Below are 23,260 nucleotides of genomic sequence, written 5' to 3' on the forward strand. Positions count from 1 at the left end.
AGAAATGGGCGACCCCCGACGGCTGTAGCCCGATGGAGACCTGATCGCGCACTGACTGAGTCCTGTGCGCCATACGCTCGCTCATCGTGCGAAGACTGTGCGCGGCGATGGTGCTCGCGCTGAGCGCCGTCATGGCCGCGCCGGTCGCCGCGGCGCAGCCCGACGTCCAGCCGGCGGGCTCGGTCGTCGCCGCCCCACCCGACGGCCCCGCGCAGGCCTGGCTGGTCGCGGACCTCGACAGCGGCGCAGTGCTCGCATCGAAGGACCCGTCCGGGTCGTACGCCCCGGCCAGCACCATCAAGGTGTTGTTGGCCATGGTGGTGCTGGACAATCTCAATCCGAACTCCTACGCGCGGGCCAACCAGAGCCACACCCAGGTCGAGTGTTCGTGCGTGGGGCTAGTGCCTGGGCAGGCCTACACGACCACACAGCTGCTCGCCGCGCTGTTGATGGTGTCCGGCAACGACGCCGCCAACATGCTCGCCGACATGCTGGGCGGGCAACGGGTCGCAGTGGCCGCGATGAACGCCAAGGCCGCCCAACTCGGCGCGCGCAATACTCGCGCCTCGTCCCCGTCCGGGCTTGACGGGCCGGGCTGGGAAACCACCACCACCCCACACGATCTCGCGGTGCTGTACCGACAGGCGCTGAAGTATCCGCTGATCGCCCAGATCTTTCAGACCCAGTCGACGACCTTCCCCGACAAGGACGGCAGCCCCCGGAAACTGGCCGCACAGAACGAGCTGCTCACCCGCTATCCGGGTGACTTCGCAGGCAAGACCGGCTTCACGAACCTCGCCCGCAATACGCTCGTCACTGCCGCACAACGCAATGGGCGCCGCCTGGTGGTCGTGCTGATGTACGGCACTGGCGATCTGTACGGCCAGGCGATCGGACTGTTCGACTGGGGCTTTAGCCAACAGCGTTGAGCGGCCACTCCGCGAACGCGCGAACCGGGAACGTGCCGAAGCCCTCGACCGCGGGCGGCGCCGCGGTGAACCGTGTGCCGGCCGGCGGCAGCGCGCCGAGGTTGGTCAGGTGCTCGACGACGTGGACACCCGCGCCGAGCAGCAGTGTGTGCGCAGGCCTTTCGCCGCCGGATTCGGTGTCGTCGATGTTGACCGAGTCGATTCCCACCAGCGCCGCTCCGGCATCGATGAGATGTTGGGCGCCCGCCGCGGTCAGGAACGGCGCGCCGACACCGTAGCCGGGAGTGCCGAAGTGCTCGTCCCAGCCGGTGTGTAGCAGCACCGCCGCGCCGCGCACGTCGCGATCGGCCAGGGTCTCCGCTTGGATGCCCCGCCGCCCGGCGTCCCACGAATCCGCGAGGTGGAATACCTCGGCACGCAGCCCCACCAGCGTCGACAGGTCGAGCCCGGCGAGGTCGGGCCCGTCGGCGTAGCGATGAAACGGCGAGTCCAGATAGGTGCCGGTGTTGCCGATCATCGTGATGACGTCCATGGCGAACTCCGTGCCGGGGGCGTACTTCGCGCGGGAGTCCGCGCGGGTCAGATGCGGCGTGATCACCGGGGCGGGCAGCCCCGGATAGGTCACCAGGCCCGCTCGGATCGGGTGACTGAGGTCGACGACCCGAACCGCCGGACCGGTCTCGGCGACCGCCACCCCGCGGCTCCCGCGGTGCGGTTCCTCGACGATCCGCAGCCCGCGGAGCTCGACGGTGTCGACGAGCGCGAGCCCGAGGTGCGCGACGAGCAGCCGCCCGATGGTCGCCTCGTCGACGTCGGCCGAGGGTAGGTCGAGCCGAAACGCGGTGCCGGTCAGGTCTCCCCCGTTGGCGAATCGAATCTCGAAGTCGAAGTGCGCGCGATGATCCTTCATGGCGTGAAGCGTAAGTCCGAAAAGGGAGCGCCCCAAAGCCATCCACATCGAAGTAAGGTCACCCTAATTTGCGACGGACGTGGTCCGCGCGCGACCTGAGGGGAGCGACCTTGACCGACCACCGCGACGTCTCGCTGATCGTCGCCTTCGGCACCGACATGGGCAACTCCGAAGATGCCGCCATGACGTTCGCCGAGGGCGCCGCAGAAATCGGCATCGAGGTCGAGGCCATCGAGCTCAACCAGGTCGAACTCGCCGACCTGCAGAACGCGACCCACTTCGTCGTGGTCTGCTCGACGTTCGGGGAGGGTGAGTTCCCCGACAACGCGCTGCTGTTCTGGGAGGGGCTCAGCGCCGACGCCGCCGACCGGCTCGAACACCTGAGCTTCGCGGTACTCGCGCTCGGCGACACTTCGTACGAACTCTTCTGCAACGCAGGCAAACTCCTCGACGAGCGGCTCGAGGCCCTCGGCGCCACCCGGCTCGTCGAGCGCATCGACGTCGACGGGTTCTACGAACAGCCGGCCAAGGCGTGGACCACCGACGTCGTCAAGCTGTTGGCCGCAACGCACGCCAATCCCGCTCCGGCGGTCGCGGTGTCCGCTCCCGAAACACCTGCACCGCGCGACCGAAACCAACCCGTCGATGCCCGGCTGACCGTCAACCGACCGCTCAACTCCTCGGAGTCCGACAAGGAGGTCCGCCACTACGAAGTGGACCTGGGTGGCACCGGAATCACCTATCACGCAGGCGATTCCATCGCCGTGCACGCCACCAACGACCCCATGCTCGTCGATGCGCTGCTGGCCGAACTCGGCGTCGGATCCGATCACGTGATGGCCGACCACGACGAGCCCCTCGGAGTGCTGCTCACCACGCACCTGGAGATCCGCAGTCCGTCGCGAGCGCTGCAGGCGCTGGTGGCGTCCCGAACCCATGACGCGGAGGCCAAGGTTGCGCTGACCGGTGAAGTCGCGGCACCGGGTTCGTGGGCGTACGGCAAGGACGTGCTCGACCTCATCAGACTGGCCGACGTGACCGTCGACGAGGTGGTGGACACGCTGCGGCCCTTGCAGTTCCGCGACTACTCGATCGCGTCGAGCCCGCTGGCGCATCCCGATCACGTGCACCTGACGGTGGCGACCGTGCGATACGCATCCGGGGACCGCCGACATAGTGGAGTCGCGTCGACGTTCCTCGCCGAGCGCGGCGACACGCTACGGGTACACCTGCGGCCGAACCACACGTTCCGGCTGCCCGCCGCCGACGTACCGATCATCATGATCGGACCGGGCACCGGCATCGCACCGTTCCGCGCCTTCCTGCAGGAACGCCGAGCCACCGCGGCGACGGGACGGTCGTGGCTGTTCTTCGGCGACCGGCGCCGCGCGACCGACTTCCTCTACGGCGACGAACTCGAAGAGTTCGCGAAGTCGGGCACCCTGACCAAGCTGGACCTCGCGTTCTCGCGCGATCGCACGGACGGTTCCAAAGAGTATGTGCAGCAACGCATGCGCGAACACGGGGCCGAGCTCTTCGGCTGGCTCTCCGACGGTGCGTACCTGTACGTATGCGGTGACGAGAAGCGCATGGCCAAGGACGTCGACGCGACGTTGCGCGACATCGTGGCGGGCTGCGGCGGAATGGACGCGGCCGCCTCGCACGCATACGTCAACGACCTCATCAAGACGCACCGCTACGTCCGCGACGTGTACTGACCGCAGCGCTGGCATCCTGGACTGGTGGACCGCCTCGCAGTCATCGCATCCGAGTCCGAGCGGCTGGCCGACGTGCTGGCCGGCACCGATCCGAGTCGTCGCTGCCCAACCTGTCCGGACTGGGATGCATCAGACCTGCTGTGGCACCTGACCGAGGTCCACTACTTCTGGGCCGAGATCCTGTCCCGACCAGTGCACAGTGAGTCCGAACTCCCCGACGTCGAACGTGCCAAACCGGCGCGCCCCACAGGGACGACCGACCTGCTTGCACTGCGCGCGCAGGCGACGACGGCACTCGTCGGCCAGCTGGCCGAGCTCGACGACTCGGTGCCGTGTTGGTCGTGGTGGCCACCCGATCAGACCGTCGGCTTCACCCGCCGCATGCAGACCTACGAAGCAACGGTGCACCGGGTGGACGCCGAGTTGACGGCGGGCCTGCCCGTCAGTCCGATCGCCAAGGACGTAGCGGCAGGCGCGATCGATCACGCCGTGGACGTGATGTGGGGCTGGAAACCCGATGACGCGACCTACCGCGCCCAGTGCGTCGTGCAGTTCGTCGCGACCGACACCGACCAGCGCTGGCTCGTCGAAGTCGGCAGTTGGACCGGAACTGGCGGCGACGCCGAGGCTCCGATGGCGGTGCGGGCGACCCACGGCGACCCGACCGCGACCGTCAGCGCGCCGGTCGAGGAGCTGGCCCTTTGGGCGTGGACGCGCGGCGGCACCGCCGACGTAACAGGTCAGCCGGAGTCGGCGGCAGCCGTGCAAGCGTTGATCGCACAGGGCATGCAGTAGCCCCGGTCCTTCGGCGAGCTCAGCGGAAGACCTTGCCCCGCAACAGAACAAGCTCCGGGTTGGCGACGACGTCGGCTCCGGCCCTTGGATCGTCGGCGTAGCAGACCAGGTCGGCCGAGGCGCCATGCTCGAGCGCGGGGCGGCCCAGCCACGCCCTGGCGTCCCAGCACGCCGCGCCAAGGGCCGCCGTCGGGCTCATCCCGATTCGCTTGAGTGCATCGACCTCGTCGGCGATGCGCCCGTGGGCGACCATGCTGCCCGCGTCGGTGCCCGCGTAGATCGGCACCCCGGCGTCGTGCGCGGCGGCCACGCGCTGATCACCCGACGCGTAGAGGTCCCGCATGTGCTTGGCGTACGTCGGGTACTTGCCTGCGGCGTCGGCGATGCCGGGAAAGTTCTCGATGTTGATGAGCGTCGGAACCAGGGCCGTCCCGTGCTCGATCATCATGGCGATGACGTCGTCGGTGATGCCGGTGCCGTGCTCGATGCAGTCGATGCCCGCCGCAATCAAGCCGGGCAACGCGTCCTCGCCGAAGACGTGAGCGGTCACCCGGGCCCCCTCGGCGTGGGCCGCGGCGATGGCGTCGACGAGCACGTCGTCGGACCACAGCGGCGCGAGATCGCCTACGCCGCGGTCGATCCAGTCGCCGACGAGCTTGACCCAACCGTCACCCCAGCGGGCCTGCTCGGCGACCGCCGCGGGCAGCTGCGACTCGTCCTCTATCTCGATCGGCAACCCGGGGCTGTACCGCTTCGGCCGGGCCAGGTGCCGACCGGCCCGGATGATGCGGGGCAGGTCGTCGCGGTCGTCGAAGCTGCGGGTGTCGGTGGGCGACCCGGCGTCCCGGAGCAGCAGCGCCCCCACGTCGCGCTCCGTCTCGGCCTGGGCGATGGCCTCGTCGAGCTCCGTTGGGCCGTGGTCGCCGAGCCCGACGTGGCAGTGCGCGTCCACCAGCCCAGGCACGATCCAGCCACCTTCGAACACGGTGTCGGCGTTCGCAATTGGCTCCGCACTCAAGACACCGTTGACTATCCACCACTCGACGGGCTCCCCATCGGGGAGTCCGCGGCCGCGGACGTGCAGGCGCAAAGTTACTTCTGTCCGGGGAACTTCAGCTTGGACAGGTCGATGTCGGCGAGCCCCGGCGGCAACTCGTCGAGCCCCTTGGGCATGTTCGACAGGTCGGGGAAGCCAGCGGGAAGGCCTCCGCCCACGCCGAGCGGATTCGCCACCTTCGGCGGCGTCGGCCCGCGACCGCCCTTCTTCTTGCCTGCCTGCTTGTTCTTGCCCTTGGCGGCCTTGCTCTTGGAACTCTTGCGGCCGAACGGCATTCCCATCTGTCCGGCCATCTGCGACATCATCTTGCGGGCGTCGAAGAACCGGTCGACGAGCGAGTTGACCTCGGACACCGCCACCCCGGAGCCGTTGGCGATGCGGAGCCGGCGCGACGCATTGATGATCTTTGGGTCGGCCCGCTCCGCAGGCGTCATGCCGCGGATGATGGCCTGCACCCGGTCGAGTTGGCTGTCGTCGACGGCCGCGAGCGCATCCTTCATCTGACCGGCACCGGGCAGCATGCCGAGCAGGTTGCCGATGGGGCCCATCTTGCGGATCGCCAGCATCTGCTCGAGGAAGTCCTCGAGCGTGAGCTCACCGGACCCGATCTTCGCGGCGGCGGCTTCGGCCTGCTCGGCGTCGAAGTGCTGCTCGGCCTGTTCGATGAGGCTCAGCACGTCACCCATGCCGAGGATGCGGCTGGCCATCCGGTCGGGATGGAAGACGTCGAAGTCCTCGAGCTTCTCGCCGGTGGACGCGAACAGGATCGGCACGCCGGTGACTTCGCGCACGGACAGCGCCGCGCCGCCGCGGGCGTCGCCGTCGAGCTTGGTCAGCACCACGCCGGTGAAGCCGACGCCCTCGCGGAACGCCTCGGCGGTGGTCACGGCGTCCTGGCCGATCATCGCGTCGAGGACGAAGATGACCTCGTCGGGATCGACGGCGGCTCGGATGGCGCCGGCCTGGCTCATCAACTCCTCGTCGATGCCGAGCCGGCCCGCGGTGTCGACGATCACGACGTCGAAGTGCTTGGCCTTGGCTTCGGCGAGACCTGCGGCGGCGACCGCGACGGGGTCACCCGCCGTCATCTCGTCGATGGTGCCGCCGCTTGGCGAAACACCGGGGTGGGGCGCGAACACCTGCACGCCCGCGCGCTGACCGACGATCTGCAGCTGGTTGACCGCGCCGGGACGCTGGAGGTCGCAGGCCACCAGCAGCGGGGTGTGGTCCTGGTCCTTCAGCCACTTCGCGAGCTTGCCGGCCAGCGTCGTCTTACCGGAGCCCTGCAGACCGGCAAGCATGATGACGGTCGGTGGCGTCTTGGCGAACGCCAGTTGCCTGGTCTGCCCGCCGAGGATGCCGACGAGTTCCTCGTTGACGATCTTGACGACCTGCTGCGCCGGGTTCAGCGCACCGGAGACCTCGGCCCCCTTGGCGCGGTCCTTGATGCGCGCGACGAACGCCCGCACCACCGGAAGCGAAACGTCCGCCTCGAGCAGGGCGAGCCGGATCTCCCGGCTGGTCGCGTCGATGTCGGCGTCGGTCAGCCGACCCTTGCCCCGAAGCCCCGAGAGGGCTCCGGTCAACCGGTCGGAGAGGGATTCAAACACCGGTCAAGCGTAGCGGTCCCTGCTCGCCAGGGACGGCCTGGATGCTGGTCACCGCCATCGAGTAGCTGCTGTAGTGGTCGCGGTCATAGGTGCGAAGCGACTGGTCCATGATGATCATGAACCAAATCATCAAGGCGACGAAGACGATGATGAGCGCGGTGAACACGTAGCCGACCACCAGCCCCGCGATGGCCAGCCCGCGCCCCTCGTCGCCGGTGCGCTTGATCTGCGACAGCGAGACGTGGCCGCACACGATGGCCATCGGGGGGAAGGTGAACGCCGCCACCAGCGCCACGATCGCCCACGCGTTGGTCTGGCGTGGCGGAGGCGGCGGGTAACCGGGATAGCCGGGAGGGCCGGGGTAATACGTCATCTGCAGATTATGAAGCAGGCCTGCGTCACGGGAGTCCCGAGCTCAGCGCCGACAGTAGGACCACGTAGAAGACCACCGCGAGCAAGAAGAGCGCGGTGCCGACGTAGCCGAGCACGACTCCGGCGATCGCCAGCCCCTTGCCGTCCTCGCCGGAGTGCTTGAGCTGCGACAGCGCGATGTGCCCGAAGACGATCCCCAGCGGCGCGAACACCAGCGCCGACACCAGCGCCGCGATCGCCATCGAGTTCGTCGGCGCGGCCTGCCGGTACCTGGGGGCACCGAAGGCCTGAACCGGGGGGAACGGCACGCTGGGCTGCGGTGCCACTTGCGGTGCCGGGCTGAACCTCTGGCCGACGACGTCGAAACCCCAGCACACCATGCAGCCGAGGCCAATGACGATGTACCACGCCGCGGCGCTGACGAACCAGATCGCACCTTCGCCGAGCGCGTCCCAGAACGTTCCCGAGTTGTAGGCAAATGCGAGCAGGATCGACACGATCAACGCCGGGACGAGACCGACCAGCCACAGCGGATGGCGGCGGCGTGAGATGCCCCAGGCGACCACGAAGAGGAACGTCGTCGAATTGACCAGCCACGACAGCGGCGTGGTGAGCGACGACGACGGCACGAAGATGTACAACGCGTAGGAGCCGATGTCGATGACCGTCGCGAGAATCCCCATGCCGAGTGCGGCCGGCTTCCTCATCGGCGTGATCGCACGCAAGTAGACGACCACGACGAAGCCGACGTCGATGAGCAGCGAAATCCCCAGCGACGTCGCGTTGTTCAACGCACTCGACTCGGCCAGGAACGGGACGAACTGCACCGCACCGTTACGTGCGACCGCGACGACGATCGCAACGCCGAGCAGGCACGCGCTGATCAACGTCTCGCGGCCGGCATTGGACGGCGGGCCGAGCCGTTCAGCGGGTGCGTTCACGGGCAGGATCATCGCACGCGGCCGTCAGCTGGCCTCCGAAACCGACTTGGGCGGCGCCGGGGCGGGCAGCATCGCGTAGAGGTCGCGCTCCAATTCGGCACGCGCCGAAGCATGGTCGGCGTTCGCGTCACCGGCGACAAGCGCAGGTACGACGAGGCCGAACGCGTCGACCACCGATGACCCCAGCGTCGTGACCTTCGCCCATACGATGTCGAGTCCGTCCCGCTCGATGACGGCGGTGAGTCGGGCCAACAGCCCGGGACGGTCGATGCTGCGGATCTGCAGCACGAACTCGCCTGGCGCGCTGCCGTCGAACCAAAGCACGCGAGGAGGAGCGGGAACGCGGCTGATCGGCACTGCGGCCGGAATCTCGCCTGCGCGCGTCGTATTGATCGCCGCCGCGTCGCGGTCACGACGCTCGAGCGACTCGATCACGTCGAGGTCTCCACCGAGGGCCAGCATGAACTGCTGACGGAGCAGTTCCGGTGGCGGCGGCGCACCGAAGTGCGGCGACACCACGAAGGTGTTGATCGCCACGCCCTCGTGGCTGCTCACCGACGCGGAGTGCACCCGCAACGAGTTCAACGCGAGCACTCCGGCCGCCTTCGAGAGCAGGCCCCTGCGGTCGGGCGCGATCATCGTGACGGCGAACACGTGCGCGCTGTCGGACGGCACCAGCTCGACGTGCACCCCTCCGTCGGCGGCCATCGAAAGATACTGCGGCTCAATGGGGTCGGGGTGCGGCAGCGGTTCGCCCGCCATCACCAAACGGCACCGCCGGACCAGGTCGCCGATGAGCGAGGCCTTCCAGTCGCCCCACACCCCCGGCCCGGTGGCCAGCGCATCCGCCTCTGCCAGCACGTGCAGCAGTTCCAGCAGCGTCGAATCGCCGCCCAGTGCATCGACGACCGATGCGATGATCTTGGGGTCCTGCAGGTCTCGGCGCGTCGCGGTGTCGGGCAGCAGCAGGTGGAAGCGGACGATCTTCGACAGCACCTCCACGTCGGACGGCCACAGCCCGAGTCGCGTGCCGATCTGGGTGGCCAGGTCCGCCCCGATGTCGCTATGGTCGCCGCCCCGGCCCTTGCCGATGTCGTGGCACAACGCGCCGAGCAACAACAGGTCGGGCCGCGACACCCTCGTCGTGAATGCGCTTGCCCGCGAGACCGTTTCAACCAAGTGCCGGTCGACGGTCCAGATGTGGATCACGTCTCGCGGCGGAAGGTCGCGCACCGCACCCCATTCCGGGAAGAGCCTGCCCCACAGCCCCGTTCGATCCAGCGCCTCCACGGTAGCGACGGTGGCGGGGCCTGCGGCCAACATCACCAGCAGGTCCTTCAGCGCTTGCCGGGGCCACGGCGCGCGCAGCTCCGGTGCCGCCTCGGCCAGCCTGCTCAGGGTCGAGGCGGCCATCGGCAGCCCGGTGTTGGCCGACGCCGCGGCGACGCGCAGGATCAGGCCCGGATCGCGCTCGGGCCGCGCGTCGCGGGCGAGGATGACCTCGCCGCCGAATTCGATCACCCCTTCGTCGAGCGGCCGCCGCACGGGCCTGCGCAGCGCTGCGAAGCCACGGCGCGGCAACGCATTTGCGGACGTGCGCAGCCCGGCGTCGACGTAGTAGCTGATGGTGCGCGCGGCGTCACTGAGCACGCGCGCCAAGTCGAACCGGTCGCCGATGTGCAAGGAGGCGCCGATCTCGTCGGCGAACTGGGCGAGCAGCATCTCACGGCCCTTGCGCGAGACACGGTGTAGTTCGGTGCGGACGTTCAGCAGCGCCAGGTGCGAATCGCCAAGCGTCCCCATGGGCGAGGCCAGCGACCGGCTGGGATATCCGTCGGCCAGTTGGGCGATGGCCAGGGCGTTGAGGAGTTGAACGTCACGCAGGCCGCCGCGGCCGTTCTTGAGATCGGGTTCGGCACGGTGGGCGATCTGACCGCTGCGCTCCCACCGAGCGTTGGTGTGCGCGACGAGTTCCTCGAAGCGCGAGGCGATGCCGGTGCGCCACTGACGGCGCGCGCCGCCAACCAGCAGCGTCGACAGGTCGGAGTCGCCCGCGATGTGCCTGGCGTCGAGCATCGCGAGCCCCGCCGAGATGTCTTCGCCCGCGACCTTCAACGCCTCGGGCACCGTCCGGACACTGTGGTCGATCGGAATGTTGGCGTCCCACAACGGATACCAGAGCAGTTCGGCGACCTGAGTGACCACGTCCCGCGGCATGTTGTCGTGCACTAGCGTCAGATCGAGGTCGGAGTACGGCAGCAGTTCGCCGCGCCCCAGCCCACCGGTGGCCACGATGGCGAACCCGCTGGTTGCGGTGACGCCGATCTCGGTCGCCTTGGTGGTCAACCAGAACTCGTGTAGATCGAGCAGCGCGTCCCGCAGTGCCGCGGAGTCCAACTGTCGCGAGCCACTGAGCAGTTGTCCTGCGGCCGTGGCCAAGTCGTTGGCGGGCCGGGACGAGCCCGCCGCCGGCGCCTCCCAACGAGAGGCCCCGGCGGCGGGATCTGGTGTCTGCTTTGTCATCTCGGTCCTCTCCCGGCTTGGGTGTCGATGCGTACTCGTTGTGCGCCGGGAGACGACGTCAGATCACGTGAGCATCAAATGGCGTCGGTCCCCCGCTCACCGGTGCGTACACGCACGACGGTGTCGACGGGGCTGACCCACACCTTGCCGTCACCGATCTTGCCGGTGCGTGCCGCTTGGACGATGACGTCCACCACCTTGTCGACGGCGGAGTCATCGACCAGGACCTCGACCCGCACCTTCGGCACGAAGTCGACGGAGTACTCCGCACCGCGGTACACCTCGGTGTGGCCCTTCTGACGGCCGTAGCCCTGCACCTCGCTGACGGTCATTCCGAGGATGCCCGTCTGCTCGAGCCCGGTCTTGACGTCTTCGAGTGTGAACGGCTTGACGATCGCAGTGATCAGCTTCATTTAGTCGATCCCTTCCAAGGCACTGTGAGTTTTTCCCGATCAGGCGAGTTCGTAAGCGGTCTCGGCGTGTTCGGCCTCATCGATGCCGGAGGCCTCGTCCTCGTCGCTAACCCGTAGCCCGACCGTGTACTTCACGATCAGGGCAACGATAGTCGTACCAATTGCCGAGTACAGCAGAACTGCACCTGCACCGACGGCCTGGCGCCACAGCTGATCGAACCCACCGCCGTAGAACAGACCAGCTACGGCGTTGTACGTCTCTGGCGCCGCCACCAAACCGATCATCAGGGTGCCGATCAGACCGCCGACCAAGTGAACGCCGACCACGTCGAGCGAGTCGTCGAAGCCGAGCTTGTACTTCAGCCCGACGGCGAGCGCACACACCGAGCCGGCAACAACACCGATCACGAGGGCGCCGACGACGTTCACCGAACCGCAGGACGGGGTGATCGCGACCAGGCCGGCGACGATGCCCGACGCCGCACCAAGGGTGGTGGCGTGACCGTCACGGATGCGCTCCGTGGCCAACCAGGCCAGCATGGCCGCCGCAGTCGCGATGGTCGTCGTGATGAAGGTCGCACCCGCGGTGCCGTTGGAGCTGGTGGCAGAACCTGCGTTGAAGCCGTACCAACCGAACCACAGCAGACCCGCGCCAAGCATGACGAACGGCAGGTTGTGCGGTCGAATCGCCGCACCCGGCCAGCCCTTGCGCTTGCCGAGGATGATCGCGAGCACCAGGCCCGCGGTACCGGCGTTGATGTGGACCGCGGTACCACCCGCGAAGTCGATCGCGGCCAAACCGAAGGCGCCGTCTCGTGTCGAGGACAAGTTGGCGATCCAGCCACCCTTGGCAGCGGTGATGCCGTCGAACGCGAACACCCAGTGCGCCACCGGGAAGTAGACGACCGTCGCCCAGAGACCGGCGAACAGCAGCCAGCCGCCGAACTTCATGCGGTCGGCGACCGCGCCGGAGATCAGCGCCACCGTGATGATGGCGAACATCAACTGGAACGCGACGAACACCGTGGCGGGCATGCCGCCGACGAGCGGAATGTTCACCGCATCGGCTGCCGCGACTCCGGCTGAGGGATCGGCCTCGATGGCGGCCTTGAAGTTGCCACCGATCAGACCCTTCAGCCCGAAGAACTGAGTGGGGTCGCCGACGAGGTTGAACTTGTCGTCGCCGAACGCCATCGAGTAGCCGTACAGCACCCACAGCACCGTTATGACACCCATGGCGCTGATGCTCATCATGAGCATGTTGAGCACGCCTCTGGCGCGCACCATGCCGCCGTAGAAGAAGGCGAGCCCTGGCGTCATCAACAGAACGAGTGCAGAGCTCGCCAGCATCCATGCGGTGTCACCGGTATTCGGTTCACCCAACAACGGGAATGCATCCACTCGCAGTTTCCTCCTTTGCCCATGCCACGGTTAGGCACCGTTGACCTAGGGCAGAACAATGCTGAGTGGTTGTTTCACCGACGACGCGCTGATGTTTCGCTCGTGTGAACGGATGGAGCGATTTCGTTTCGTCGACGTTAACTGCCTAGTCGTCGCTCGGGCGGGCGCGCCAGATGCAGCCGTCAGCCGAGCAGCGCGTCGACGAACGCCGCGGGCTCGAACGGAGCCAAGTCGTCCGGCCCCTCGCCGAGCCCGACGAGCTTCACGGGTAGTCCGAGTTCCTGCTGGACGCGGAAGACGATCCCGCCCTTGGCGGTTCCGTCGAGCTTGGTCAGCACGACACCCGTGAGCTCGACGACGTCGGCGAACACCCTGGCCTGCGCGAGGCCGTTCTGCCCGATCGTCGCGTCGAGCACCAGCAACACCTCGTCGACCGCGGCGCGTTTGCTCACCACCCGCTTGACCTTGCCCAACTCGTCCATCAGGCCCGTCTTGGTGTGCAGCCTGCCCGCCGTGTCGATGACGACGACGTCGGCGCCCGTGGCAATTCCCTTGTCGACGGCGTCGAACGCGACCGACGCCGGGTCGGCGCCCTCGGGGCCACGCACCACCTCCGCGCCGACGCGGGCACCCCAGCTCTGCAGCTGGTCGGCGGCGGCGGCCCGGAACGTGTCGGCCGCGCCGAGCACGACGCGACGGCCGTCGGCGACGAGCACGCGAGCCAACTTGCCGACGGTGGTCGTCTTGCCGGTGCCGTTGACCCCGACCACCAGAAGCACCGACGGCTTGTCGTCGTGCGGCAGCGCCTTGATGGAGCGGTCGAGGTCGGGCCGCAACTCGGAGATGAGCACGTCGCGCAGCACGGTGCGGGCGTCGACTTCGGTCCGCACGTTGCTGCTGGCCATCCCGGCCCGCAGCGCGACGATGACCGATTGAGTCACGACGGGTCCGAGGTCGGCGATCAGCAGTGTGTCCTCGATTTCATCCCACGACTCGTCGTCGAGGACACCGCCCCCGAGCAGGCCCAGAACACTGCGGCCGAGGGTGTTCTGGGACTTCGCCAATCGGCCGCGCAGCCGCTCCAGGCGGCCCTCCGGAGGAGCGATGGATCCGACATCAGGCGCCGTGGGCGCGATCTCGTCGGTGGCCGGCGCGACGGCCACCGGTTCGGCGGTCGGCTCGGGCTCGGGCTCGGGTAGTCGAACATCGGAGATCGGGCGCTTCGGGGCGTCTCGCGGGATTTCTGCGTCATCCCCGACGGTAGGCAACCCGCTGGTGTCGAGCCGCTCCGGCGGTTGGGTTCGTTCCTTGGGGAGCGAAGGGGCCGTGGATTGTGTGAAGGTGATGGTCGACGAGGCCGCGTAGCCGCCGGACCGATCGATCGGTGTGGCACTGTCAGGCTGCGACAAGCTGATCTGGCGTCGTCGGTAGCGCACCAGGCCGAGGATCAGCGCAGCGACAACCAGAACGGCGACGACCGCGAGTGCGATCCACAATCCTTGCGACACCTGCCCATTGTCTCAGGGCAGGGTGAGGTGACACTCCACCCCGTCGGTCCCCACCCCATCGTCGAGCAGATCCGGGCCCGCAAGCGCCGCCACATCGACGTCTGCCTCGACGACGACGTGGACTTTCAGACCGTCACCACCGGGTTGGAACGCGTGCGGCTGCCGTACAACGCGCTGACGCAGACGAGCCTCGCCGACGTCGACGTCGAGACCACGTTCCTCGGCGCACGGTTGCGCGCCCCGCTGCTCATCGGCGCGATGACCGGAGGCGCCGAACTGTCGGCCGTCATCAACCGCAACCTGGCCGCGGCGGCGCAACGGCTCGGCGTCGGCATGATGCTGGGGTCGCAGCGCGTCATGCTCGACGACCCGTCGGCAGCGGCGAGCTTCGACGTGCGCGACGTCGCACCGGACGTGCTGTTGATCGGCAACGTCGGGCTGGCCCAACTGTCGATGGAGGCGCTGCCGAACATCGTCGCGGCGTTGGACCGCGTTGGCGCCAATGCTCTTGCCGTGCACACCAATCCGCTTCAGGAGGCCGTGCAGCACGGCGGTGACACCGACTTCATTGGGTCGATCGCCCGGTTGCGCGAGGTCGCCGCGGCGATCGAGTACCCGGTGATGCTGAAGGAGGTCGGGCACGGCATCGGGGCGAGCGCGGCCGCCCAGCTGGTCGACTGTCCGCTGGCTGCGATCGACGTCGCGGGCGCGGGCGGGACGTCGTGGGCCCGCGTCGAACAGCTCGTCCACTACGGGCACGTGCCGCATCCCGCACTGGCCGAGTGGGGCATCCCCACCGTCCAGGCCCTGCGCGAGGTGCGCACGGTGTTGCCCGACGTCCCCGTCGTTGCGTCGGGCGGCATCCGCAGCGGCATGGACGCGGCCAAGGCGCTCGCACTGGGCGCCGCCGCAGTCGGCGTCGCCCGGCCGCTGCTCGCGCCAGCCATCGAATCGGTTGGAGCCGTTGAGGATTGGTTGGAGCGCTTCATCTTCGAATTACGCGTCTGCCTGCACGGCAGCGGGGCCGCCGACCTGGCCGGGCTCCAGCACCTCGGGGTGACCGACGCCTAGCTAGGTGGTGCTGGAAACCAGTTCATGGCCCCGCATGCGTTGCGAGATCACCGTCGTGATGCCGTCGTCGCGCATCGTGACGCCGTAGAGCGCGTCGGCCACTTCCATCGTGGCCTTCTGATGCGTGATGACGATGAGCTGGGAGACCTCGCGCAGTTGCTCGAAGAGGCTGATGAGCCTGCGCAGGTTGACGTCGTCCAACGCGGCCTCGACCTCGTCCATCACGTAGAACGGCGAGGGGCGGGCGCGGAAGATGGCGACCAGCATGGCCACCGCCGTCAGTGACTTCTCGCCACCGGACAGCAGCGAGAGCCGCTTGATCTTCTTGCCCGGCGGCCGGGCCTCCACCTCGATGCCCGTGGTCAGCATGTCGTCGGGGTTGGTCAGCAGCAGCCTGCCCTCGCCGCCGGGGAACAGCGTGGCGAACACCTGGGTGAACTCCCGCTCCACGTCGGCGAAGGCCTCGGCGAACACCTGCAGGATGCGGTCGTCGACATCGGCGATGACGTCGAGCAGGTCCTTGCGTGCGGCCTTGACGTCCTCCAGCTGAGTCGACAGGAAGTTGTAGCGCTCCTCCAGAGCGGCGAACTCCTCGAGCGCCAGCGGGTTGACCCGGCCCAGTTCGGCGAGCTCGCGTTCGGCCTTCTTGGCGCGCCGCTCCTGGGTTGGCCGGTCGTACGCCATCGGTGCAGGTGCGGTGACCTGTTCCCCGCGTTCCTTCGCCTGTTCGTACTCGGCGAGTTCGAGCTCGGTCGGAGGCAGCGCGACGTGGGGACCGTACTCTTCGATCAGATCGGCGGCGGCCATGCCGAACTGCTCAAGCGCGTGCTGTTCGAGCTGCTCGATACGAAGGGCCGCTTGGGCTTTGGCGACTTCGTCACGGTGCAGTGCATCGGTGAGCGCGGCGATCCTGGCGGAGAGCTCCGCTGCTTCCTCGCGCACCTTGGCCAGCGCCTCGGTGCGAAGTCGCCGCTCGGCGGCCAGTTCGTCCCGGGTTCGCGAAGCAACGGCCACCGTGGCGCTCAGCTTTGCCGCAACGAGCCGGCCCGACTCGGCCACCGCCGCGGCGACAGCAGCGGCGAGCTCGCGGGCTTCCCTCGCCCGCTGCGCGCGCAGCCTGGCCTCGCGTTCGGCGGCCGCGGATCGGCGCAGCGAATCCGCCCGGCCCCGAACGGCGTTCGCGCGCTCCTCGGCGGTGCGCACCGCCAGTCGCGCCTCCACCTCGGCGGCCCTGGCCGCCTCGGCGGCGGACACCATGTCCTGACGGTCGGTGGGCGACGCCTCGAACGTCGGAGCCTGCTGCGCGTTTTGCAGCCGGGTCTCGAGCTCGGTCAACTCGTCGACCGTGCCCGTCCGGCTGGTCTCCAGCTCGTCGCGCTGGGCCGTCAACCGCTGCCATTCCTCCTCGGCGGCGCGGGCGTCCTGGCCAAGTCGACCCAGCTGCTCGTAGATCGACGAGATCGCGGCGTCGGACTCGTTGAGCGCGGCGAGCGCCTCCTCGGCCGCGCCCTGACGGGCAGCCTGCTCGGTGAGCGCCCCCGACAACGCGGCCGTCATCTCTCCGACCTGCCGTTCGGAGGCCTGCAGTTCCGCGCGCGCCTTCTCGATCTCCGAGGTGATCTCCAGCGTGCTCGGCTTGCGATCGGAGCCACCGTTGACCCAGCCGGCCCCCACCAGGTCCCCGTCGGCGGTGACGGCCTTGAGCTGCCTGCGCCCGGCCACCAGGTCGAGCGCCGCGGCGAGGTCTGCGACGACGACCACTCCTGCGAGCATCGCGCCGAGCGCTCCGCGCAGCCGAGCGGGCGCGTCGACGAGGTCGAGCGCCCACACCGCCCCTTCGGGCAGCGGGTCTCGTTGCGCCGCAACGGCTTCTGGCCAGTCGCCGAGCACGATCGCGGCACGTCCACCATCGGCCGCCTTCAGCGCGGCCACGGCCGACCGGGCGGCGCCGAAGTCGTCGGCAGCCAACGCTTCGGCGGCCGAGCCAAGCACTGCCGCCACGGCGACCTCGTATCCGGGTCGCACCCGGACCAGCGTCGCGACCGAGCCGAAGAGCCCCGGGCCGTTGTGGTTCTTCTGCAGCCAAGCTGCGCCGTCGCGCCGGTCCAGCCCGACGGCCAATGCGTCGATGCGGGCCCGCAGACCGGCCACCTGCCGCTCGGCGCCGCGCTCGCCCGCCTGCAGCTCGGCGACCCGCTCGTCGGCCAACCGCAACGCAGTCACCGAGCGGTCGTGCTGCTCGTCGAGCCCGGCCTCGCCGGCGTCGAGCGCACCCACCCGCCCTTGGACCGTCTCGAACTCGGCGTGGGCCTGCTGCGCGCGGGCGGCGGACTCCTCGATGCCGACGGACAGCCGCGCCACACTCTCGTCGATCGACTCGACGCGGGTGCGCATGGTGTCGACCTGGCCCGCCAACCGAGCCAGGCCTTCCCGCCGGTCGGCCTCGGCCCGCACGGCTGCGAGATGCGCGCGTTCGGACTCGGCGGCGAGCCGATCAGCCTCGGCCAGTTCGGCGCGCGTGGCCTCGAGGCGGCTCCGCGACTCACTGAGCTCCGTCAGCAGGTCGCGCTCGTGCTCGGCGACCTGTTCGGCTTCGGCCTCGAGCGCATCGGGGTCGGCGCCCGAGGACGATTCCACGTCGGCGTCGAACAGCTGGGTTCGTTCGGCGGCGATGCGCACCGTCGCGCTGACCCGCTCGGCCAGCGCGGACAACCGGAACCACATCTGCTGCGCGGCTTCGGCGCGCCCCGACAAGCCGGACACCGCCGACTCGTGGCTGGTGAGCTCGATCGTGGCTTGCTCCAGCCGAGCCGCGAATTCGTCGTGCTCGTGGCGCAGCGTGTGCTCGGCGTGGTCGGTGTCGTTGAATTCCGCCTGCCGGGTCATCAGGTCGTCGGCAGCGAGCCGCAGCCGGGCGTCGCGCAGGTCAGCCTGGATGGTTTGGGCGCGGCGAGCCATCTCGGCTTGGCGACCCAGCGGCTTGAGCTGGCGGCGCAACTCGGTGGTGAGGTCGTTCAGTCGATTGAGGTTGGCCTGCATCGAGTCGAGCTTGCGGACCGCCTTCTCCTTGCGCTTGCGGTGCTTGAGCACGCCCGCAGCTTCTTCGATGAACGCACGACGATCCTCCGGGCGGGACTCCAGAATCTCCGCGAGCTTGCCCTGCCCGACGATGACGTGCATCTCGCGACCGATGCCGGAGTCGCTCAGTAGCTCCTGCACGTCCATCAAACGGCAACTGCTGCCGTTGATCTCGTACTCGCCTGCACCGTCGCGGAACATCCGCCGGGTGATCGACACCTCGGAGTACTCAATCGGCAGCGCGTTGTCGGAGTTGTCGATGGTCAGCGTCACCTCGGCGCGTCCGAGGGGCGCCCGCGACGACGTGCCAGCGAAGATGACGTCCTCCATCTTGCCGCCGCGCAGGGTCTTGGCGCCCTGCTCGCCCATCACCCACGTGAGGGCGTCGACGACGTTGGACTTGCCCGATCCGTTGGGCCCGACCACGCACGTGATGCCGGGCTCGAAGCGCAGAGTCGTCGGCGAGGCGAAGGACTTGAAGCCCTTCAGCGTCAGACTCTTGAGATGCATGACGAGCCACACTACCGGCCGGGTCGCTACCTCTCGGCGAACCCGTCCATCGCGTCGCCCGCGTCGGACCAGTCGGCGATCACGCGGTCGACGTGCCCCGGAGTGCCGCCGCCTTGCAGCAGGTCGAGCAGGCGCTGACACGAGGCGCGCGAACCCTGGGCGACGACGTGCACGCGACCGTCCGGCTTGTTGGTGGCGAAGCCGGTCAGGCCGAGCTCCAGGGCCCGCGCTCGCGTCCACCACCGGAAGCCCACGCCCTGCACGTGACCGTGCACCCAGGCCGACAGCCTGACGTCAGGTTCCACCACTGTCGACCACCTCGAAGGTCACCTCCGTGCCCGACTTCACCGTTCGTCCGACCGTGCACACCTTGTCGATGGACCGGTTGACGATGGTGAGCAGCTTCGTCACCTCGTCAGCCGTCAGCCCCGACAGGTCGACCTCGAGGCGTTCCTCGATGAGCGGGTAGCGCTCCTGCTCCCGGTCAGCGGGTCCGGAGACCTTCACGGTGGCCTGGTAGTCGTCGCCGAGGCGGCTGCGCAGCGGATGGTCGCTGCTCATACCGCTGCACGCGGCCAAGGCGATCTTCAGCAGTTCCCCCGGCGTGAAGACGCCCTCGACGTCCTCGGAACCCACCAGCACCTCGGCGCCGCGCGAACTGCGGCCGGTGTAGCGGCGGACTCCGGTCCGCTCGACCCATAGCTCTGTCATGGTGTCCTTTCTTCCGCGAGCGCGCGTGTTTGCACGCGACACGCCGTGTCAGAACATACAAACGCGCGCGCTCGCACGATGTTCCAGTCAATCGCGCGGCGGCGGCTGACGTGGTTTCGGTTGGCAGCGTGGGCAGTAGTACGACGAGCGCGTCATGAACTTGTCCCGACGCATCACCGCACCGCAGCGCCCGCACGGCAAGCCTTCACGCCCGTACGCGTCCAGCGAGCGGTCGAAGTATCCCGACTCTCCGTTGACGTTGACGTACAGCGAGTCGAAGGAGGTGCCACCCTGACCGAGCGCGTCCTTCATGACGGCCGCGGCATGGTCGAGGAGCGACGCGAGTTTCGGCGTGGACAGGGTTTCGGCGATCCTGGCCCCGTTGACCTTCGCGCGCCACAGCGACTCGTCGGCGTAGATGTTGCCGATCCCGGAGACCACGGACTGGTCGAGCAGCTGACGCTTGATCTCGGAGTGCTTGCGCCGCAACACCTTCACCACCGCGTCGCGGTCGAATCGGGGGTCCAACGGGTCGCGGGCGATGTGCGCGACGGGCGCGGGTACCTCGCTGCCGTCGACGGTGACGAGGTCCGTCAGCATCCACCCGCCGAACGTGCGTTGGTCGACGAAGCTCATCGCGGTGCCGTCGTCGAGCAGCGTCGCGATGCGGAGGTGCTCGGTCTTGGCGACGTCACCGAGCAGCATCTGCCCGCTCATCCCGAGGTGCACCACGAGGGCGTCGCCACTGTCGAGGGTGAGCCACAGATACTTTCCGCGCCGGCCGGTTCCGGTGATGCGGGTGTCCAGCAGTCGCGCGGTGAGGTCGGCGGGGCCCGCCTCGTGCCTACGTACCGCCCGCGGGTGGTGCACGCGCACCGCGGTGATCGTGTGGTCGACGACGTGGCTGGCGAGCCCACGCCGCACGACCTCGACTTCCGGAAGTTCGGGCATCGACGCTCAGGCGTCCGCGTCGGTGGTGGCCTCGAGCGCGGCGTAGGCCGCTGCGGCGGCCTGCTGCTCGGCCTCCTTCTTGGTGCGGCCCTCCCCCGCTCCGTAGTCGACGTCGTTGACGACGGCCCGAGCGGTGAACTGCTTGTCGTGCTCGGGACCCGTCGAGGTGATCGTGTACGACGGCACGCCGATGCGACGCGCGGCGGCGAGTTCTTGCAGGCTGGTCTTCCAGTCCAGTCCGGCGCCGAGGCTTGCCGCGGTGTCGAGCAGCTCGCCGAACAGTCGGATGATGACCTCCTGCGCGACTTCGTGGCCGTCCTGCACGTAGGTGGCCCCGAGCAGCGATTCGAGTCCGTCGGCCAACAGGTTGGACTTCTGAGCGCCGCCGCTGGCGACCTCGCCGCGGCCGAGCAGCAGGTAGGCCCCCAGCCCGTCGTCGGTGAGGTCCCGCGCAATCTGCGCCAGCGCTTGAGTGTTGACGACGGCGGACTTGAGCTTGGCCAACTCGCCCTCGGTGCGGTCGGGGTACTTGGTGAAGATCTCCGCCGTCACCACCAGGCCGAGCACGGCGTCGCCAAGGAACTCCAGCCGCTCGTTCGTCGGAAGGCCGCCGTTCTCGTAGGCGTAGCTGCGATGCGTGAGCGCAACGGTCAGCAGCTCATCGGGCAGGTCCACTCCCAGCGCCTTCAACAGCGGCGTGCGGTCGATGGTCACGAATGGTCACCCGAACCGTCGGGCACCTGTTCTGGAGGCACCAGTTTGGACAGCTTGGCCCACCGCGGATCGATGACGTCGTGGTGATGGTCTGGCTCCGCGGTGGCCAGGGGAACTCCGCACTCGGGGCACAGCCCTGGACAGTCGTCCCGGCACAGCGGCGAGAAGGGCAGCGCCAACCCGACGGCGTCGACGATCGTCTGTTCGAGATCGATCCCGTCGCCCTCACGGTCGGAGAAGACGTGGCCGACCTCGCCTTCCTCGGTGGTGGCCTCGGTGTCGCTGCCCGGGTAGGCGAACAGCTCGGTGATGTCGACGTCGACGTGTCCCGTGAGCGGCGTCAGGCAGCGTGCGCACTCGCCGCTGGTCGGCGACGACACGGTTCCGGTGACCAGCACGCCCTCCGACACCGACTCGAGTCGCAGGTCGAGGTCCAGTTCGGCGCCCTGCGCGATGCCGAGGAGCTCGACGCCGATGCGCCGGGGTGCGGGCACCGTCTCGTGCAGAGTGCGCATCGAGCCTGGTCGTCGTCCGAGCCGGGTGATGTCGATGACGAGAGGCGATCGTGGGCCGCGCGATGCACCGTGGGTCGCCATGCGGCAATCCTACGACCGGCGTGGGATGCCTCCCAGCCAGCGTCAGCGCTGTGCGTAGTCGTGGGTTCCGGCGGCGGTGCGCAGCTGGTGTCGTCCGCGCCCGACCGAGCGCAGCGTTCCGTTGAGGTAGTCCTCGAACTCGGCGAGCTTGTTGTCGACGTAGATGTCGCATTCGCCGCGGAGCCGGTCGGCCTCGGCGTGGGCCGAATCGATCAGGCGGGTGGCCTCGGAGGTCGCGGTCGCGACGATCTCGGTCTGCGCCACCAGGCGCTGCTGCTCCTTGATGCCCTCCTGAACGGCCTTCTCGTAGGACAGGTTTCCGTTCTCGATGAGCCGGTCGGCCTCGGACTTGGCGCGTCCGGCGCTGGCCTCGTACTCGCGCTTGGCGGTGGCGGCCAGCCGCTCGGCCTCGTTGCGGGCTTCGCCGACCATCCGCTCGCTGTGCTGGCGCGCCTCGGCGACCATCCGGTCGGCCTGACCCTTGGCGTCGGCCAGGATCCGGTCGGCCTCGGCCCGGGAGTGGTTGACCAGCGAGTCTGCCTCCGTGGTGGCGGTGGCAACCATCGAGTCGGCGTGTTCCTTGGCCTCGCGAAGCATGCCGTCGCGGGCGTCGAGCACGTCTTGGGCGTCGTCGAGCTCGCCGGGGATGGCGTCCTTGATGTCGTCGATCAGTTCGAGCACGTCGCCACGGGGCACCATGCACCCAGCGGTCATCGGCACGCCGCGGGCTTCCTCCACGATTGCGCCGAGCTCGTCGAGCGCCTCAAATACTCGGTACACGGCAACACCCTCCAGGCCTAGTTGACGGTTACCAGTGTGCCTGGTGTTACGCCTGTGACAGGGGTGACGCGCCGGTGTGTCGCAAACCCGTCAGACGGCTTGAGTGTGCCGATTCATACGTCGATCACGGCGTGTCGCGGATGAAACCGCACACGCCGCGACGTGATGGGACGCCTCAGTCGGTCTTGTTCAGCTTCTCCGCCAACCGGCGGTTGACGGGTTCGGGTAGCAACTCCGAGACGTCACCGCCGAGCGCGGCGACTTCCTTGGCCAGCGACGACGACACGAAGGAGTACCGGGGCGAGGTCGCGACGAAGAACGTGTCGACACCCGCGACGTGTTTGTTCATCTGCGCCATCTGCAGCTCGTACTCGAAGTCCTGGCCGGTGCGCAGACCCTTGACGATGGCCGTGAGCCCCCGCGACTTGACGAAGTCGACGACCAGGCCCGAGCCGGATTCGACCCGCAGATTCGTCAGGTGCGCGCAGGCCTCCTCGATCATGGCGATGCGCTCGGCAGGCGTGAACATGCCTGCCTTGTTGGGATTCACCAGCACCGCGACGACGACCTCGTCGAACTGGGCTGAGGCACGCTCGAACACGTCAATGTGGCCGAGAGTCACCGGGTCGAACGATCCAGGGCATACCGCGCCGCTCATGGTGGTGCAGGTTA

The 23,260-nt window shown here is 68.5% G+C and carries 21 protein-coding genes; 4 read left to right on the forward strand and 17 right to left on the reverse strand.

Annotation, left to right across the window (positions count from 1 at the left end; all coding sequences use genetic code 11):
* The first annotated feature begins 86 nt into the window (after positions 1-86).
* The gene (locus SLQ33_RS19220) at positions 87-929 is read left to right on the forward strand and encodes a D-alanyl-D-alanine carboxypeptidase family protein (protein ID WP_319455452.1); all 843 of its coding nucleotides are present in this window, start codon (positions 87-89) and stop codon (positions 927-929) included.
* Here SLQ33_RS19220 and SLQ33_RS19225 read toward each other — a convergent pair.
* Positions 913-1,839: a cyclase family protein gene (locus SLQ33_RS19225; RefSeq protein WP_319455453.1), complete on the reverse strand. Its 927-nt coding sequence runs from the start codon at positions 1,837-1,839 to the stop codon at positions 913-915. The two genes, SLQ33_RS19220 and SLQ33_RS19225, sit on opposite strands and share 17 nt — an antisense overlap.
* Before the next feature lie 110 nt (positions 1,840-1,949).
* Between SLQ33_RS19225 and SLQ33_RS19230 the strand changes: the two genes are divergently transcribed.
* Positions 1,950-3,557, forward strand: coding sequence for a sulfite reductase flavoprotein subunit alpha (locus tag SLQ33_RS19230; RefSeq protein ID WP_319455454.1), 1,608 nt, complete (start codon positions 1,950-1,952; stop codon positions 3,555-3,557).
* Positions 3,558-3,581: 24 nt separating this feature from the next.
* Positions 3,582-4,352: a maleylpyruvate isomerase family mycothiol-dependent enzyme gene (locus tag SLQ33_RS19235; RefSeq protein WP_319455455.1), complete on the forward strand. Its 771-nt coding sequence runs from the start codon at positions 3,582-3,584 to the stop codon at positions 4,350-4,352.
* A 19-nt stretch (positions 4,353-4,371) separates the two neighbouring features.
* On the opposite strand, the gene SLQ33_RS19240 is transcribed toward SLQ33_RS19235, so the two are convergent.
* From SLQ33_RS19240 to ftsY, 8 genes are all read right to left on the reverse strand, one after another.
* Positions 4,372-5,442 (reverse strand): amidohydrolase family protein, encoded by a 1,071-nt coding sequence (locus SLQ33_RS19240; protein WP_319455456.1) that lies wholly within the window; start codon positions 5,440-5,442, stop codon positions 4,372-4,374.
* Positions 5,443-5,444: 2 nt separating this feature from the next.
* Positions 5,445-7,019, reverse strand: coding sequence for a signal recognition particle protein (gene ffh / locus SLQ33_RS19245; RefSeq protein ID WP_319455457.1), 1,575 nt, complete (start codon positions 7,017-7,019; stop codon positions 5,445-5,447).
* Positions 7,012-7,392, reverse strand: coding sequence for a DUF4190 domain-containing protein (locus SLQ33_RS19250; RefSeq protein ID WP_319455458.1), 381 nt, complete (start codon positions 7,390-7,392; stop codon positions 7,012-7,014). The genes ffh and SLQ33_RS19250 overlap by 8 nt, the downstream gene beginning before the upstream one ends.
* A gap of 25 nt (positions 7,393-7,417) precedes the next feature.
* Positions 7,418-8,332, reverse strand: coding sequence for a DUF4190 domain-containing protein (locus SLQ33_RS19255; RefSeq protein WP_319455459.1), 915 nt, complete (start codon positions 8,330-8,332; stop codon positions 7,418-7,420).
* A 24-nt stretch (positions 8,333-8,356) separates the two neighbouring features.
* A complete protein-coding gene (locus SLQ33_RS19260; protein ID WP_319455460.1) occupies positions 8,357-10,855 on the reverse strand; it encodes a [protein-PII] uridylyltransferase in 2,499 nt (832 codons plus the stop codon).
* Between the two features lie 74 nt (positions 10,856-10,929).
* Positions 10,930-11,268, reverse strand: a complete 339-nt coding sequence (locus SLQ33_RS19265) for a P-II family nitrogen regulator (protein ID WP_029114932.1) — start codon at positions 11,266-11,268, stop codon at positions 10,930-10,932.
* A gap of 39 nt (positions 11,269-11,307) precedes the next feature.
* On the reverse strand, positions 11,308-12,669 hold the full coding sequence (locus tag SLQ33_RS19270; RefSeq protein ID WP_413467661.1) for an ammonium transporter: 1,362 nt from the start codon (positions 12,667-12,669) through the stop codon (positions 11,308-11,310).
* Between the two features lie 182 nt (positions 12,670-12,851).
* Positions 12,852-14,177, reverse strand: a complete 1,326-nt coding sequence (gene ftsY / locus SLQ33_RS19275) for a signal recognition particle-docking protein FtsY (RefSeq protein WP_319455461.1) — start codon at positions 14,175-14,177, stop codon at positions 12,852-12,854.
* A gap of 57 nt (positions 14,178-14,234) precedes the next feature.
* Here ftsY and fni point away from each other — a divergent pair, with 57 nt between their 5' ends.
* The gene (fni, locus tag SLQ33_RS19280; protein ID WP_319455559.1) at positions 14,235-15,248 is read left to right on the forward strand and encodes a type 2 isopentenyl-diphosphate Delta-isomerase; all 1,014 of its coding nucleotides are present in this window, start codon (positions 14,235-14,237) and stop codon (positions 15,246-15,248) included.
* On the opposite strand, the gene smc is transcribed toward fni, so the two are convergent.
* The 8 genes from smc to coaD all read right to left on the reverse strand — a co-directional run bounded on the left by smc (position 15,249) and on the right by coaD (position 23,246).
* Positions 15,249-18,836 carry a chromosome segregation protein SMC gene (gene smc, locus SLQ33_RS19285; protein WP_319455462.1) on the reverse strand — a complete coding sequence of 1,196 codons (3,588 nt, stop codon included), beginning with the start codon at positions 18,834-18,836 and terminating at the stop codon, positions 15,249-15,251.
* Between the two features lie 26 nt (positions 18,837-18,862).
* Positions 18,863-19,144: an acylphosphatase gene (locus SLQ33_RS19290; RefSeq protein WP_319455463.1), complete on the reverse strand. Its 282-nt coding sequence runs from the start codon at positions 19,142-19,144 to the stop codon at positions 18,863-18,865.
* Entirely contained in the window at positions 19,131-19,547 is a 417-nt protein-coding gene (locus SLQ33_RS19295; protein WP_319455464.1) for an OsmC family protein, read from the reverse strand. Before SLQ33_RS19295 ends, SLQ33_RS19290 begins: the two co-directional genes overlap by 14 nt.
* Before the next feature lie 87 nt (positions 19,548-19,634).
* On the reverse strand, positions 19,635-20,498 hold the full coding sequence (gene mutM / locus SLQ33_RS19300; protein ID WP_319455465.1) for a bifunctional DNA-formamidopyrimidine glycosylase/DNA-(apurinic or apyrimidinic site) lyase: 864 nt from the start codon (positions 20,496-20,498) through the stop codon (positions 19,635-19,637).
* Positions 20,499-20,504: 6 nt separating this feature from the next.
* Positions 20,505-21,212 (reverse strand): ribonuclease III, encoded by a 708-nt coding sequence (rnc, locus tag SLQ33_RS19305; RefSeq protein WP_319455466.1) that lies wholly within the window; start codon positions 21,210-21,212, stop codon positions 20,505-20,507.
* A complete protein-coding gene (locus SLQ33_RS19310; RefSeq protein ID WP_319455467.1) occupies positions 21,209-21,808 on the reverse strand; it encodes a DUF177 domain-containing protein in 600 nt (199 codons plus the stop codon). The genes rnc and SLQ33_RS19310 overlap by 4 nt, the downstream gene beginning before the upstream one ends.
* Before the next feature lie 42 nt (positions 21,809-21,850).
* Positions 21,851-22,588: a cell division protein SepIVA gene (gene sepIVA, locus SLQ33_RS19315; RefSeq protein ID WP_319455468.1), complete on the reverse strand. Its 738-nt coding sequence runs from the start codon at positions 22,586-22,588 to the stop codon at positions 21,851-21,853.
* Positions 22,589-22,763: 175 nt separating this feature from the next.
* The gene (coaD, locus tag SLQ33_RS19320) at positions 22,764-23,246 is read right to left on the reverse strand and encodes a pantetheine-phosphate adenylyltransferase (protein ID WP_319455469.1); all 483 of its coding nucleotides are present in this window, start codon (positions 23,244-23,246) and stop codon (positions 22,764-22,766) included.
* Positions 23,247-23,260: the final 14 nt, after the last annotated feature.

The organism is Mycobacterium sp. RTGN6 (assembly GCF_033804605.1).
Lineage (GTDB): Bacteria > Actinomycetota > Actinomycetes > Mycobacteriales > Mycobacteriaceae > Mycobacterium.

What these genes read in the sequence shown, in the direction of transcription:
- SLQ33_RS19225 (WP_319455453.1), bottom strand. Translation starts at nt 1,839, where the DNA reads ATGAAGGATCATCGCGCGCACTTCGACTTCGAGATTCGATTCGCCAAC.
- SLQ33_RS19250 (WP_319455458.1), bottom strand. Translation starts at nt 7,392, where the DNA reads ATGACGTATTACCCCGGCCCTCCCGGCTATCCCGGTTACCCGCCGCCT.
- SLQ33_RS19260 (WP_319455460.1), bottom strand. Translation starts at nt 10,855, where the DNA reads ATGACAAAGCAGACACCAGATCCCGCCGCCGGGGCCTCTCGTTGGGAG.
- SLQ33_RS19265 (WP_029114932.1), bottom strand. Translation starts at nt 11,268, where the DNA reads ATGAAGCTGATCACTGCGATCGTCAAGCCGTTCACACTCGAAGACGTC.
- smc (WP_319455462.1), bottom strand. Translation starts at nt 18,836, where the DNA reads ATGCATCTCAAGAGTCTGACGCTGAAGGGCTTCAAGTCCTTCGCCTCG.
- SLQ33_RS19295 (WP_319455464.1), bottom strand. Translation starts at nt 19,547, where the DNA reads ATGACAGAGCTATGGGTCGAGCGGACCGGAGTCCGCCGCTACACCGGC.
- mutM (WP_319455465.1), bottom strand. Translation starts at nt 20,498, where the DNA reads ATGCCCGAACTTCCGGAAGTCGAGGTCGTGCGGCGTGGGCTCGCCAGC.
- SLQ33_RS19310 (WP_319455467.1), bottom strand. Translation starts at nt 21,808, where the DNA reads ATGGCGACCCACGGTGCATCGCGCGGCCCACGATCGCCTCTCGTCATC.
- coaD (WP_319455469.1), bottom strand. Translation starts at nt 23,246, where the DNA reads ATGAGCGGCGCGGTATGCCCTGGATCGTTCGACCCGGTGACTCTCGGC.